This window comes from Bradyrhizobium rifense (assembly GCF_008123425.1).
Lineage (GTDB): Bacteria > Pseudomonadota > Alphaproteobacteria > Rhizobiales > Xanthobacteraceae > Bradyrhizobium > Bradyrhizobium rifense.
This window is the reverse complement of the sequence record NZ_VSSS01000047.1, coordinates 15,930-28,699: the sequence shown is the minus strand read 5'-3', so window position 1 is coordinate 28,699 and position 12,770 is coordinate 15,930. Positions and strand designations below refer to the sequence as shown.

Sequence of the window (12,770 nt, the reverse complement as noted above, 5' to 3'; positions counted from 1 at the left end):
TTGCTTCAATATCGGGGCGTGTGTGCGCAAACTCACACGATGTTAACCGTCGCTTAGCTATGCTGGCGGCTTGAACCGATAGCACTCGCAGAGGCCATGTCGTTTCGGACGGACAGGTTTGGTGGCGCAGAATTGGTGCCCTTCCCCGGAAGGACGCCGCGCGCGGCCGCCTCCGAACCCCTTCTGCCGGTTCTGATCGTCCTGCACCAGGAATCCTCGACACCCGGCCGCGTCGGCAATGCGCTGCGCGCGCTCGGCCATCGTCTCGACATTCGCAGGCCGCGCTTCGGCGATCCCCTGCCCGACACGCTCGACCGGCATGCCGGCGCCGTGGTCTTCGGCGGCCCGATGAGCGCCAATGATCCCGACGACTACGTTCGCCGCGAGATCGACTGGATCGAAATTCCGCTCCGCGAACAGCGGCCGTTCCTCGGCATCTGCCTGGGCGCGCAGATGCTGGCGATGCAGCTCGGCGCGCGCGTCGCGCCGCATGCGCAGGCGCTGACCCAGATCGGCTACTACCCGATCCGCCCGACCGCGGCTGGCCACGCGCTCTGCCCGGACTGGCCGGCGCAGGTCTATCACTGGCATCGCGAAGGATTTCAGTTGCCGCGAGGTGCCGAATTGCTTGCGGAAGGCGATGATTTTCCGATCCAGGCGTTTCGCACCGGCAATGCCGTCGGCGTGCAGTTTCATCCCGACGTGACCTACGCAATGATGCATTGCTGGACCACGCGCGGCTATGACGGCCTCAGCGCGCCTGGCGCGCGCGAGCGGCATCATCATTTTGCAGATCGCGCGGTCTACGATGCCGCGGAACGCGCCTGGCTCGATCATTTCATCGGCGGCTGGCTGACGCGCCGGCCGGTGCTGGCGCAAGCCGCCGAGTAGATCGCGGCTTCCCGCAAATCCTTGGCGCGCAGGGTCCTTGGCGCAAGTCCTAGGCTCATCCCGGAATATGCTACGCTCGTCGCCAACGAGCGCGCGCGCACGCGTGCCGGTAGCAAAGGGAGAGCGCGATGGCCTATGAACACATTCTCTATGACGTGAGCGACCGGATCGCGACCGTCACACTCAATCGTCCCGATCGTATGAACGCGTGGACGCCGGTCATGGAGCGCGACGTGCGCCATGCGATGGAAACCTCAAACGCCGATGACAATGTCCGCGTCATCGTGCTGACAGGCGCGGGCCGCGCCTTCTGCGCCGGCGCCGACATGGATGCGCTGAAAGGGCTCGATCCCAACGACGTCAGGCGCGCCTCGAACCTGCCGCCCTTCGACATGAACCGCCGGCCGGATTGGCAAACGCGCTACGGCTTCTATCCGTCGATCGGCAAGCCGATCATCGCCATGCTCAACGGTGCGACGGCCGGCATCGGTCTTGTCCACGCACTCTATTGCGATCTACGCTTTGCCACCGACAACACCGTGTTCACGACGGCCTTCGCGCGGCGCGGCCTGATTGCCGAGCACGGCATCAGCTGGATGCTGCCGCGCATCGTCGGTCATGCCAACGCGATGGATCTGCTGCTCTCGGCGCGTCGTGTTCCAAGCGAGGAGGCGTTGCGGATCGGGCTGGTCAACCGGCTCTGCTCGCCCGAGAAGCTGCGCGAGGAGACTTACGCCTATGCCCGCGATCTCGCCGATTTCGTCTCGCCGAGCGCAATAGCCGTGATCAAGCGGCAACTCTACGAGGTGCCGTTCCAGACGCTGGCCGAGGCAACCATCGATGCGAATCGGGAGATGATGGTGGCGCTGAACGGGAGCGATTTTCGGGAGGGAGTGGCGAGCTTCATGGAGAAACGGCCGCCAAGGTTTACGGGGAAGTAAGGGGGATTTTCCGGAGGCAGTCCGTCTTCGCCCTTTGGGCTTCGCCGGACACCACGCTTCGCTCTTCTGGCTCCTCGTGGCTGCGCCACGCGTAGCCCGAAGGGCGAAGCGTGGTGGAGCCAGGCGGGATCGAACCGCCGACCTCGTCATTGCGAACGACGCGCTCTCCCAGCTGAGCTATGGCCCCTTTGCTGGCCGCTCTGGTAAACGCGGCCGACAACCGGGCGCCATTTAAGTCCCCGCCAAGGTCAAGTCAAGGACAGGTGTAACCCGGTTTTAGCCATCCGGGCACCGACTTCCCTTGTTTGGGCCGAGGGGAACCGATATCTAGCCATGACCGTCCCAAACACTGCCCCAATGACACTGGCCCAGAGAGTGTTTCGCTGATGCGCCCGATAGTCTTCATTCTGATCCAGATCATCAATCTCTACATCTACCTGCTGATCGCATCGGCAATCCTGTCCTGGTTGATCGCGTTCAATGTCGTGAACACCCGCAACCAGTTCGTCGGCGCGGTGTGGGAGTTTCTCTATCGGATTACCGAGCCGGTCCTCGGTCCTATCAGGCGCAGGCTGCCTGCGATGGGCGGGCTCGATCTGTCTCCGATCGTCGCCTTCTTCGTGCTTTGGTTGATCCAGCTCTATCTCGCCGAGTACGTCTATCCGAACGTGCCGTAGGCCAATGGAACCTCGATGGTCCCTTGGCGCACCTCCACCACGGGCGTCGCGGCTGAAGCAGGTCGCCATCTCGGGTGATCCGGTACGGCTGACTGAGGCGTTGCGCGAGCTCGCATCAGTCAAATCGACAGGGATAAGGAACTGACATGACGGCAAAGATCATCGATGGAAAAGTCATCGCGGCGGACCTTCGCGCGCGCGTCGCGGACGAGGTCGCCCGCGTCAAGCGCGAGCACAATCTGGTGCCGGGCCTCGCAGTGGTTCTGGTCGGCAACGATCCTGCCAGCGAAGTCTATGTCCGCTCCAAGCATACGCAGACCCAGGCCGCCGGCATGGCCTCGTACGAGCACAAGCTGCCGGCCGACGTCTCGCAAGCCGATCTGCTGGCGGTGGTCGCAAAGCTCAATCGCGATCCCGCCGTGCACGGCATTCTTGTGCAATTGCCGTTGCCCAAGGGGCTGAACACCGAGGCTGTGATCAATGCCATCGATCCCGCCAAGGATGTCGACGGTCTGCATCCGAACAATGCCGGGCGGCTCGCCGGCGGCTTCGAGGCGCTGTCGCCCTGCACGCCGCTCGGCTGCATCATCCTGACCAAGAGCGTGCACCCTTCCCTCGCGGGCATGAACGCCATCGTGATCGGCCGCTCCAATCTGGTCGGCCGTCCGCTGGTGCAACTGCTGCTGAACGAGAACGCCACGGTGACGATCGCCCATTCGCGCTCGCGCGACCTGCCCGGGCTCGTGAAGCAGGCCGATCTCGTCTATGCCGCGGTCGGCAGGCCGGAGATGGTGCGCGGTGACTGGCTGAAGCCGGGTGCGACCGTGATCGATGTTGGCATCAACCGCATTCCGAAGGACGACGGCAAGACCCGCCTCGTCGGCGATGTCGCCTATCAGGAAGCGCTTGGCGTTGCCGGTGCTGTGACGCCGGTGCCGGGCGGCGTCGGCCAGATGACGGTCGCCTGCCTGCTCGTGAACACGCTGCGCGCGGCTTGTGCGATCGCGGGGCTGCCGAAGCCGGCGGTGTAGTTCATCTCGCCCCGCAAGCGGGGCGAGGGAGCAAAGCTCAGGCTTTCTTTTTCTTCTCGCGCTCGATGCCTTCGAGGATCAGCTTCTGCGCTTCCTCCGGGCCGCCCCAGCGCGTGATCTTCACCCACTTGCCCGGTTCGAGATCCTTGTAGTGCTCGAAGAAGTGCTGGATCTGCTGCAGCGTGATGTCGGGCAGGTCGGAATACGACTTCACCTTGTCGTAGCGCTGCGTCAGCTTCGACGACGGCACTGCCAGAATCTTCTCGTCGCCACCGGCTTCGTCTTCCATGAACAGCACGCCAACCGGGCGCACGCTCATGACGGCGCCGGGAATGATGGCGCGGGTGTTGACGATCAGGACGTCGCAGGGGTCGCCGTCATCGGACAGGGTGTGCGGGATGAAGCCGTAATTGCCGGGGTAACGCATCGGCGTGTAGAGGAAGCGGTCGACCACCAGCGTGCCGGCTTCCTTGTCCATCTCGTATTTGATCGGCTCGCCGCCCACGGGGACTTCAATGATGACGTTGACGTCCTCAGGGACGTTCTTCCCGATCGAGACCGCATCGATACGCATTAGATAGGCTCCGTTGTTGCCGAGGTTAAATTGCGCCCGGCAGCGATTTTGGCGCTGTCATACGCGGGCTTGGCCCCCCGATCCATCGTGTTTTTATGAAATAATGAATCCAGCGATCACCGGCGCAAAAGGCGGGCGGTATCGGCGGACGGGAAACGCTGCCGGTTAAGGTTTCAGCGGCTCAATTGGTCCGAATCTAGTTGGTCCAAGCGAAGGCAACCTTGTCGAGCGACTTTGGCCCGAACCGCTCCGAGGAGCGCGCCACCATGCGGCCTCCGAGGGCCCGATAGAACTCGGTTGCCGGATCGTTGTCCGAGAGCGCCCAGACCACCATGCTCTTCAGATTGCTCTGCATAAGGTCGCGGCGGGCGGCAGTGAACAGGCGGCGGCCGAAGCCGAGGCCCTGAAACTCGGGGCGCAGGTACAGCTCGTAGATCTCGCCGTCGAAATGCAGGCTGCGGGCGCGGTTGCGGCCGTAATTGGCGTAGCCTGCGATCTTGTCGCCGAACACCAGCACGCTGACGCGGCTGCCCTTGCGGATCGCGCTGTCCCACCACTGCGGACCGCGACGGTTAATCAGTTTCTCCAGCTCGGCGCCGGGAATGATGCCCTGATAGGCGGAACGCCAGGCTTCGTCATGGGTGGACGCCACCGCAGTTGCATCTGCAGCTTTGGCCGGCCGGACCTCGATCAGGGTTGTGCTCATGGAGGCGATCAAACCAAGTCGCCGCGCTGGCGGCAAGACCTATCGTTAATTATCGGTTAACCTGTGGACTTTCTGCATCAGTATTTTAGCCATGTTGTACCGAAAAAAGACAAGCCGCCATTTCGTGCGGCAATCGTCTGCCATGCGCCGGTGCAAAACTCCACGGTCGCAACGAATGAACGCCGATGGCAACGCAGAAAGTCCGCCCAGAGTGATTCGTTCCGACTAGTCTGGCCTGCGATATCCGTGCTCGCCCTCGGCCATTCATGCGGCTCCTCGACACCCTTGCTCGCCTGCTTCTGCTGTCCCTGCTGACGGCGCAGCCTCTGTGCGCCCAGGTCACGTTCGGGGCATCGGGTGCGGAGAGCGAGCCGTTCCGCCGCCAGGAATGGCGGGTGCCGTCGCCGGATACCGACATTGCCGCGCGCGCGCTGCTGTTTCGTCCCGCCGGTGCCGGTCCGTTCCGGCTTGCGGTGATCGCACATGCGTCGACGCAGAACGTGCTGCGTCGCGCGCAAATGCCGCAGCCGGAATATCGCGCACTCGCAACGTTTCTCGCTGCACGCGGCTTTGCCGTGCTGGTGCCGGAGCGGCTCGGCCATGGTGCGACCGGCGGCCGCTATGCCGAGGACCAGGGCGGCTGCGACGAAGCGGATTACGCACGCGCGGGCCGTGCCACCGCGGAGGAAATTTCGCTCGCGCTGGACTATTTGCAAAAGCAGGATTTTATTCGCAAGGATGCTGCGGTTGTGATCGGACACTCCGCAGGCGGCTGGGGCGCACTGGCGCTTGCGAACGCCGATCCGAAACAGATCTCCGCGATCACGGTATTCGCGCCCGGACGCGGCGGCCATGCCAATGACGAACCGAACAAGGTCTGCGCGCCACATACGCTTCTCGCGGCTGCTGTCGAATTCGGCAAGGCGGCGCGCATTCCTGTCACGTCGCTGGTTGCCGCCAATGACAGCTATTTTTCGCCGGCATTTTCGAAAACATTGGCAGATGCATTTCGCAGCGGCGGCGGCAAGGACGATTTTCGTACGCTGCCGGCCGTGGGCAGCGAAGGACACTGGATGATCGAGACCGAGGCTGGCGTCCAGGCCGCAGGCGGTGAGCTCGCGCGTGCACTGAACCTGCCTAAACCAGTGGCGACCAAGAAGCCATGACGCTGTATTTCCTGGTCAAATATCTGCACGTGCTCGGTGCCATCGTCATCCTCGGCACCGGAACCGGCATCGCCTTTTTCATGCTCATGGCACATCGCACCAACGACGCGGCGTTCATCGCGCGCACGGCGTCGGTGGTGGTGATTGCCGATGCGATCTTCACGCTGTCGGCCGTGATCCTGCAGCCGGTCACCGGCGGCCTGCTGATGATGCTCTCGGCGACGCCAGTCACCGAAAATTGGCTGCTGGCCTCGCTCGCGCTGTACGTCTTTGCCGGCCTGTTCTGGATCCCCGTCGTCTTCATGCAGATCGAGATGCGCGATCTCGCGCGCAAGGCCGCCGAGCAGCGCGTCGCGCTGCCGGAGCGCTACTTCACCCTGTTCCGCCGCTGGTTTGCGTTCGGCTTCCCCGGCTTCGGCGCCACGATGGCGATCCTCTGGCTGATGGTCGCAAAACCGTTTTGAATAATGCGATGAACCAGCGAACCATTTTGGTGCTCGGCGCCTCCGGCCTGATCGGCCGCTTCGTCACCGACGATTTGCGCACACGCGGGTTTCGCGTGGTCGGTCTCGCGCGCAGCTTGTCGCCGGCGCAAAAGATGAGCGCGCTCGATATCAAGCTGCCGATCCTCATCCTCGACGCCTCCGCGCTGATGCGCTTGCTGAGCGAGCATTCCGTGGATGTCGTTGTGAACTGCCTCGGTGTGCTCCAGGATGGTCCGGGCAGCGACACCAATGCCGTGCATCGCGATTTTGTTGCGCGCCTGCTTCAGGCGATCGCCGGCAGCGGTCGTGCGGTCCGGCTGGTGCACATCTCGATCCCCGGGATCCCCGAAGCGGATCGTACCGCGTTCGCCACGACCAAGCGCGAGGCTGAACGTCTGATCGCGGCATCCCACATTCCCCACGCCATCCTGCGGCCCGGCTTCGTGGTCGCACCGTCAGCCTATGGCGGCAGCGCCATGCTGCGCGCACTCGCCGCCTTCCCGCTCGACCTGGCGGCGAAGGAGATGGCGACGCCATTCCAGCCCGTCGCGGTCGAGGATATCTCCGCGACCATCGCCTGGCTCGCCGCGCGCGATATCGACGATGCGTCCGTGAAAGCGGTGAGCTGGGACTTGATGCAATCCGAGCCGATCACGATGGCCGGCGTCATCGGGCAGTTCCGGCTCGCGTTCGGCACGGCCGGCTGGCCGCATGTCGCGATGCCGTCCTTCATGCTCGATCTCGGTGCCAAAATCGGCGATCTCGCCAACACTCTCGGCTGGATGCCCCCGATGCGCTCCACCGCCATCGCCGAGCTCCGCCGCGGCGTGAGCGGCGATCCCTCGGCGTGGATCGCCGCCACCGGCATCATGCCGAAAACGCTGGCTGAGACGATCGGGCGCCACCCCGCCACCATCCAGGACAAATGGTTCGCGCGGCTGTTCCTGATCAAGGCGCTGATCTTTGCGAGCCTGGTCGCGTTCTGGCTCGTCTCCGGCTTCATTGCGCTGTTCGTGTCCTACCGCGCTGCCGCCGGCATCTTGTCCGCGCACAATTTCCCGCTCGCGCTGGTCGATCCCATCACCATCGGTACCAGCCTGATGGACATGAGCATTGGCGTGCTGATCGCCGTCCGGCGGACGGCTGCGATCGGGCTCGTTGCGGGTATCGTCGCCTCGCTAGGCTATATGTTCGGCGCGGCGATCCTGACGCCGGATCTCTGGATCGAGCCGCTCGGCGCGCTGGTGAAGACCGGACCGGTCATTGTGCTAATGCTGGTGGCGCTTCTGATGCTGGATAATCACTGATGCCCAAATGGCCTGATGACGACGTGATCCTGTTCGACGGCGTTTGCATCTTCTGCTCACGCTGGGTGCGCTTCGTCGCGCAGCGCGACACGGCGAAGAAGTTTCGGTTTACGCCGATTCAGTCGGACTATGGGGCAGAGCTTGCGCGGACGTTCGGCATAGATCCCGATGATCCCGACACCAACGCGGTGATCCACGGGGGCGTCGCGTTTCTGAAGTCGGATGCCGCGTTGACGGTGCTCTCGCATCTTCCGGGCTGGGCCTGGACGCGGGTGCTGTTCGCCGTGCCGAAACCGCTGCGGAATACGGTCTACAGCCTCATCGCGCACAACCGCTATCGCATTTTTGGGAAATACGACGCGTGCTTCGTGCCGGACGCTGATTTGCGGGCGCGGGTGATCGAGTAGCCCGTCATTGCGAGCGCAGCGAAGCAATCCAGAGTCTTTCTGCGGCGACAGTCCGGATTGCTTCGCTGCGCTCGCAATGACGGAGTCTGCGGTTACGGCTTGCCCAAAGCCGCCAGCACGTCCTTCGCCGCGCGCTCCCCACTGTCCCGCGCCCCATGCGCCGTCGTGAAGAACGTTGGCGACGTCGCTTCTCCAGCGAAGAACAACCGTCCATCCACCGGCGCGGCCAGCACGGCACGGTCACCGGCGTGTCCCGGCAACGCGTGCGAGTACGAGCCTCTCGCAAACGGATCCTGCCCCCAGCGCGATTCGTACAGCGGCTTCAGCTTGCGGCGGATGTCGTTGCCGAGAAAGCTCGCGATCTCGTCGATGCTGTGCGCGGCGATGGCGCCTTCGCCGGCATCTTCCAGCTGGCGTGCAAAGCTGCCGCCGAAAAAACCTTCGATGCAGGGCTGGCCGAACGGGCGGATGTGGTAGGTGCCCATTTCGGTGCGCATGGTGGCGCCGCGCAGATTGCCTTCCTTCGGGAAGGCTTCGGCATCGTCCAGCGCCAGTGTCACCTTGTCGTCGACGCCGAGCGGCAGGCCGCGCGCTGCGTCGACCTTGGCCGGCAATGGCGGCGAGAAGCGGATCGCTTCATCGGCGATGAGATTGGTCGGCACGGTGACGATCACCTTGTCCGCGGTGAGCGTGCCCTGTGATGTCTCGATGCGGACGCGCTTGTTCGAATGATCGATCAGCGTGACATTGCAGTTCAGCGCCACCGGGCAGGGCGCACCATAGGCCGCGATGAGCGCGCCATAGCCGCGGCGGACGCGCCAATTGGCGTCGGTGTCCTCATAGGCGTCCCAGTCGAGCGTCGACATGTCCTTCAGTTCGCAGCCGTTGATATAGGTCGAGATCGCGTCGATCATGGGATTCCAGCGATTGCCGGGCTCGAGGCTCAGGCTCGCGGGCTCGTCCTTGCCCTTCTGAGCGGCATGCCAGAGCCGCTCGTAGAACGCGTCCATCGCGCGCATGAATTCGTCGCGCTCGCTTTGCGGAAACGCATTGCCATGGGCGCGTTCGCGCCAGGGCGGCAGGTCCTTGTTGAGCTCGAATTCGAGCGCGCGTGCGATGGGAACGAACGAGTTCTTGTCTGCGGAGTGCAGCCAGCCGCAGCCGACGTCGAAGGTCACCTCAGGCGAGGCCTGCACGGTCCAGGCGCGGCCGCCGAGCCGGTTGCGCGCCTCCAGCACGGTCACGGAGAGGCCGGAGCCCTGCAGCGCGTGCGCTGCGCCGAGGCCGGCGGCACCGGCGCCGATGATCGCGACGTCGACGGAAGAAGGGAGGGACATGGGTGGGCTCTAGCACGTTCGCTGGGGGGCCAGAAGCCACCACGCGCATAGCCGTCATCACCCGCCCATAAGCGCTTTGGAGCGGGTGATCCAATATTCCAGAGACGGTTTCGTAGGGTGGGCAAAGGCGCTCTTGCGCCGTGCCCACCATTGTCGAGTGGTGGGCACGCTGCGCTTTGCCCACCCTACGGCACTATGGCGAGCGGCAGCTTACGCCACCGCTTCCTTGGACTTTTCCGCGCGCTTGCGCTCGTTCGGGTCGAGGTGCTTCTTGCGCAGGCGGATCGACTTCGGGGTGACCTCGACGAGTTCGTCGTCCTCGATATAGGCGAGCGCCTTTTCGAGGGTCATGCGGATCGGCGGGGTCAGGCGCACGGCTTCGTCCTTCGAGGTCGTGCGGATGTTGGTGAGCTGCTTGCCCTTGAGCACGTTGATCTCGAGATCGTTGTCGCGGGTGTGCTCGCCGACGATCATGCCCTTGTAGACCTTCCAGCCGGGCTCGATCATCATCGGGCCGCGGTCTTCCAGCTTGAACATGGCGTAGGCCACCGCTTCGCCCTGGTCGTTCGAGATCAGCACGCCGTTGCGGCGGCCCTGGATCTCGCCCTTGTACGGGGCATAGCCGTGGAACAGGCGGTTCATGATCGCGGTGCCGCGGGTGTCGGTGAGCAGTTCGCCCTGGTAGCCGATCAGGCCGCGGGTCGGTGCATAGAACACCAGGCGCAGGCGGTTGCCGCCCGAAGGCTTCATCTCGACCAGCTCGGACTTGCGCTCGCTCATCTTCTGCACGACGACGCCGGAATGCTCCTCGTCGACGTCGATCACGACTTCCTCGATCGGCTCCAAGGCGCCGCCGGTGGCTTCGTCCTTCTGGTACACGACGCGCGGGCGCGACACCGAGAGCTCGAAGCCCTCACGGCGCATGGTCTCGATCAGGATCGCGAGCTGCAATTCGCCGCGGCCGGACACTTCCATCGCATCCTTGTCGGTGGCCTCGACGACGCGCAACGCGACGTTGCCTTCGGCTTCGCGCAAGAGGCGGTCGCGGATCATGCGGCTCGTCACCTTGTCGCCTTCAGTGCCGGCGAGCGGGGAGTTGTTGACGATGAACGACATCGACACGGTCGGCGGGTCGATCGGCTGTGCCGGCAGCGGCACCTCGACGGTCGGATCGCAGAAGGTGTCGGCGACGGTGCCTTTGGTCAGGCCGGCAATGGCGACGATGTCTCCGGCTTCGGCTTCCTCGAGCGGCGTGCGCTCGAGACCGCGGAATGCCAGGATCTTGGTGATGCGCCCGGTCTCGACCAGCTTGCCGTCGGCATGCAGCACCTTGACCTGCTGGTTCGGCTTGAGCACGCCCGACGAGATGCGGCCGGTGATGATGCGGCCGAGATAGGGATTGGCCTCAAGGATGGTGCCAATCATCCTGAACGGACCTTCCTCGACCGTCGGCGGTGCGACATGGCGCAGGATCAGGTCGAACAGCGGCTCCATGCCCTTGTCCTGCGGACCCTCGGGGCTCTCGGCCATCCAGCCCTGCTTGGCCGACCCGTACAGGATCGGGAAGTCGAGCTGCTCTTCGCTGGCGTCGAGCGCCGCGAACAGGTCGAACACCTCGTTGATGACTTCGGTCGGGCGCGCGTCGGGACGGTCGACCTTGTTGATGACGACGATCGGCTTGAGGCCGACCTTCAGCGCCTTGGAGACCACGAACTTGGTCTGCGGCAGCGGGCCTTCGGCGGCGTCCACCAGTACCAGCGCGCCGTCCACCATGTTCAGGATGCGCTCGACCTCGCCGCCGAAATCGGCGTGGCCGGGGGTGTCGACGATGTTGACGCGGGTGTCCTTCCACTGCACCGAGGCCGCCTTGGCCAAAATGGTGATGCCGCGCTCACGCTCCAGATCGTTGGAGTCCATGGCGCGATCCGTCACCTTCTGGTTCTCGCGGAACGTGCCGGACTGCTGGAGGAGCTTGTCGACGAGGGTCGTTTTGCCGTGGTCGACGTGGGCGATGATGGCGACGTTACGAAGATTCATGAGTGAGCTTCTTTGCGGTCGGACAATGGGTTAAGCGCGATCTCGCCGGTCAAGCCGGGACCTCTTCACGGATAACGCTGGAAACGTGGAAAACGGGGCCTGCTACGCCCAAAAAGGAAACCCGGCCATATTGACCGGGAGCCCTACGCGTTTGCGGCGCAATATAGGGAAAAAACGCCAAAAAACAATGCGTTCTTTCGGGGTTGGTTGACTGAATTTTGTCCGGGAATCCCCGGAGCTTAAGCGATCCCGGGCCAAACCGGCCCTTTATCCCGTGGGTGGCCGCCTCGATCAGCCCTGAGCAGAGCTGCGGTCGGCTTCCTCGGTCGGATAGACCCCGCGCAGCACCTCCTCGAAATGCATCTTCACGGCGTCGTTGCAGAGGCAGGCGCGCAGGCGCAGGCCGTCATGGTTGCGGACCAGGATCGAGCCGCGTCGGGTGTCGAGCACGCCTTCGGCCTTGAACGATTGCAGCACGCGGCTCGCGTAGCTGCGCCCCACCCCGAGCAACGTGGCGAGCTGTTCATGCGTCAATGGCACGCTGCTCTCGTCGCCGGTCCGCTCCATTGCGGCCAAAATCCATTTCGCAGTGCGCTGCTCGATCGAGTGAATGGCGTTGCAGGCGGTCGACTGGAAAATCTGCGCCAGCATGCAATCGGCATAGCGGGCGAAGATATTGCGCAGCGACGGCGAGCGCAGCTTGGCCGCTTCCAGCTTTGCGACATTGATGCGCGCAAACGGCCCGCCGAATTTCACGCAGATGCGGGTATAGGCCGGCAAAAATCCTTCGCTGACGATGCCGCCCACCGCGCCTTCGCGGCCGACCAGAACGGTCTCGACATCCCGACCGTCTTCGTTGGAAACGAGAAACGTCGCGAGCGCCGGCCCGCAGGGAAAGTGCACGATTTGGACATCGTCGCCGGGGCTGTAGAGCAGATGGTTCGCGCCGACGTCGTCAACACTGACGTGCGGTGCGAGCAGCGCATAATCCGCCGGATTCAAGCGCCGCAGCAGATTATTGGCGGGGCGGCTCTCGACCTCGTTTGCCTTGCTGATACGGGCATCCATCGCAAATCCCTGCTCTCCTTTTCGACACTAACCAGTTCCGTCCGCGGCTTGTGTGCACATGTGGACAGACGTCAAAACTGTTCTGTGGTGAGTTTCGTTCCGGGAACCCTCCGATGCGCTGGGCGCAGGCGTCGGCATGAGGC

General features: G+C 63.9%; 13 protein-coding genes and 1 tRNA gene. 8 read left to right on the top strand and 6 right to left on the bottom strand.

Annotated elements, in window-relative coordinates; translation table 11 throughout:
• The first annotated feature begins 96 nt into the window (after positions 1-96).
• Complete coding sequence (locus FXB40_RS29235; protein ID WP_148775577.1) at positions 97-891, top strand: glutamine amidotransferase; 795 nt, start codon at positions 97-99, stop codon at positions 889-891.
• Positions 892-1,019: 128 nt separating this feature from the next.
• Positions 1,020-1,832, top strand: a complete 813-nt coding sequence (locus FXB40_RS29230) for an enoyl-CoA hydratase (RefSeq protein WP_148775576.1) — start codon at positions 1,020-1,022, stop codon at positions 1,830-1,832.
• Positions 1,833-1,943: 111 nt separating this feature from the next.
• Here the strand turns inward: FXB40_RS29230 and FXB40_RS29225 are convergent.
• Positions 1,944-2,019 (bottom strand) — tRNA-Ala (locus tag FXB40_RS29225).
• A 199-nt stretch (positions 2,020-2,218) separates the two neighbouring features.
• On the opposite strand from FXB40_RS29225, the gene FXB40_RS29220 reads away from it, so the two are divergent.
• Together FXB40_RS29220 and folD are read left to right on the top strand one after the other, a co-directional pair.
• On the top strand, positions 2,219-2,509 hold the full coding sequence (locus FXB40_RS29220) for a YggT family protein (protein ID WP_148752825.1): 291 nt from the start codon (positions 2,219-2,221) through the stop codon (positions 2,507-2,509).
• A gap of 146 nt (positions 2,510-2,655) precedes the next feature.
• Positions 2,656-3,540 carry a bifunctional methylenetetrahydrofolate dehydrogenase/methenyltetrahydrofolate cyclohydrolase FolD gene (folD, locus tag FXB40_RS29210; protein ID WP_148775575.1) on the top strand — a complete coding sequence of 295 codons (885 nt, stop codon included), beginning with the start codon at positions 2,656-2,658 and terminating at the stop codon, positions 3,538-3,540.
• 37 nt (positions 3,541-3,577) lie between these two features.
• Here the strand turns inward: folD and ppa are convergent, their stop codons facing one another.
• Entirely contained in the window at positions 3,578-4,114 is a 537-nt protein-coding gene (gene ppa / locus FXB40_RS29205) for an inorganic diphosphatase (RefSeq protein ID WP_148775574.1), read from the bottom strand.
• 196 nt (positions 4,115-4,310) lie between these two features.
• Entirely contained in the window at positions 4,311-4,820 is a 510-nt protein-coding gene (locus FXB40_RS29200; protein ID WP_027533231.1) for a GNAT family N-acetyltransferase, read from the bottom strand.
• 266 nt (positions 4,821-5,086) lie between these two features.
• Between FXB40_RS29200 and FXB40_RS29195 the strand changes: the two genes are divergently transcribed.
• From FXB40_RS29195 to FXB40_RS29180, 4 genes are read left to right on the top strand one after another with little or no spacing between them, the layout of a single operon-like run.
• The gene (locus tag FXB40_RS29195) at positions 5,087-5,986 is read left to right on the top strand and encodes a dienelactone hydrolase family protein (RefSeq protein WP_148775573.1); all 900 of its coding nucleotides are present in this window, start codon (positions 5,087-5,089) and stop codon (positions 5,984-5,986) included.
• Positions 5,983-6,450 carry a DUF2269 family protein gene (locus tag FXB40_RS29190; protein ID WP_148775572.1) on the top strand — a complete coding sequence of 156 codons (468 nt, stop codon included), beginning with the start codon at positions 5,983-5,985 and terminating at the stop codon, positions 6,448-6,450. Before FXB40_RS29195 ends, FXB40_RS29190 begins: the two co-directional genes overlap by 4 nt.
• An 8-nt stretch (positions 6,451-6,458) precedes the next feature.
• Positions 6,459-7,778, top strand: a complete 1,320-nt coding sequence (locus FXB40_RS29185) for an SDR family oxidoreductase (RefSeq protein WP_148775571.1) — start codon at positions 6,459-6,461, stop codon at positions 7,776-7,778.
• Positions 7,778-8,185, top strand: coding sequence for a thiol-disulfide oxidoreductase DCC family protein (locus FXB40_RS29180; protein WP_148775570.1), 408 nt, complete (start codon positions 7,778-7,780; stop codon positions 8,183-8,185). The genes FXB40_RS29185 and FXB40_RS29180 overlap by 1 nt, the downstream gene beginning before the upstream one ends.
• A gap of 92 nt (positions 8,186-8,277) precedes the next feature.
• Here the strand turns inward: FXB40_RS29180 and FXB40_RS29175 are convergent, their stop codons facing one another.
• From FXB40_RS29175 to FXB40_RS29165, 3 genes are all read right to left on the bottom strand, one after another.
• A complete protein-coding gene (locus FXB40_RS29175; protein WP_148775569.1) occupies positions 8,278-9,522 on the bottom strand; it encodes a flavin monoamine oxidase family protein in 1,245 nt (414 codons plus the stop codon).
• A gap of 210 nt (positions 9,523-9,732) precedes the next feature.
• Entirely contained in the window at positions 9,733-11,559 is a 1,827-nt protein-coding gene (gene typA / locus FXB40_RS29170; protein ID WP_148775568.1) for a translational GTPase TypA, read from the bottom strand.
• Positions 11,560-11,850: 291 nt separating this feature from the next.
• Entirely contained in the window at positions 11,851-12,627 is a 777-nt protein-coding gene (locus FXB40_RS29165) for a Crp/Fnr family transcriptional regulator (protein WP_148775567.1), read from the bottom strand.
• Positions 12,628-12,770: the final 143 nt, after the last annotated feature.

Excerpts from the sequence above, each read along its gene's own strand:
- FXB40_RS29235 (WP_148775577.1), top strand. The coding sequence starts at position 97 with ATGTCGTTTCGGACGGACAGGTTTGGTGGCGCAGAATTGGTGCCCTTC.
- FXB40_RS29230 (WP_148775576.1), top strand. The coding sequence starts at position 1,020 with ATGGCCTATGAACACATTCTCTATGACGTGAGCGACCGGATCGCGACC.
- FXB40_RS29220 (WP_148752825.1), top strand. The coding sequence starts at position 2,219 with ATGCGCCCGATAGTCTTCATTCTGATCCAGATCATCAATCTCTACATC.
- folD (WP_148775575.1), top strand. The coding sequence starts at position 2,656 with ATGACGGCAAAGATCATCGATGGAAAAGTCATCGCGGCGGACCTTCGC.
- ppa (WP_148775574.1), bottom strand. The coding sequence starts at position 4,114 with ATGCGTATCGATGCGGTCTCGATCGGGAAGAACGTCCCTGAGGACGTC.
- FXB40_RS29200 (WP_027533231.1), bottom strand. The coding sequence starts at position 4,820 with ATGAGCACAACCCTGATCGAGGTCCGGCCGGCCAAAGCTGCAGATGCA.
- FXB40_RS29195 (WP_148775573.1), top strand. The coding sequence starts at position 5,087 with ATGCGGCTCCTCGACACCCTTGCTCGCCTGCTTCTGCTGTCCCTGCTG.
- FXB40_RS29190 (WP_148775572.1), top strand. The coding sequence starts at position 5,983 with ATGACGCTGTATTTCCTGGTCAAATATCTGCACGTGCTCGGTGCCATC.
- FXB40_RS29185 (WP_148775571.1), top strand. The coding sequence starts at position 6,459 with ATGAACCAGCGAACCATTTTGGTGCTCGGCGCCTCCGGCCTGATCGGC.
- FXB40_RS29180 (WP_148775570.1), top strand. The coding sequence starts at position 7,778 with ATGCCCAAATGGCCTGATGACGACGTGATCCTGTTCGACGGCGTTTGC.
- FXB40_RS29175 (WP_148775569.1), bottom strand. The coding sequence starts at position 9,522 with ATGTCCCTCCCTTCTTCCGTCGACGTCGCGATCATCGGCGCCGGTGCC.
- typA (WP_148775568.1), bottom strand. The coding sequence starts at position 11,559 with ATGAATCTTCGTAACGTCGCCATCATCGCCCACGTCGACCACGGCAAA.
- FXB40_RS29165 (WP_148775567.1), bottom strand. The coding sequence starts at position 12,627 with ATGGATGCCCGTATCAGCAAGGCAAACGAGGTCGAGAGCCGCCCCGCC.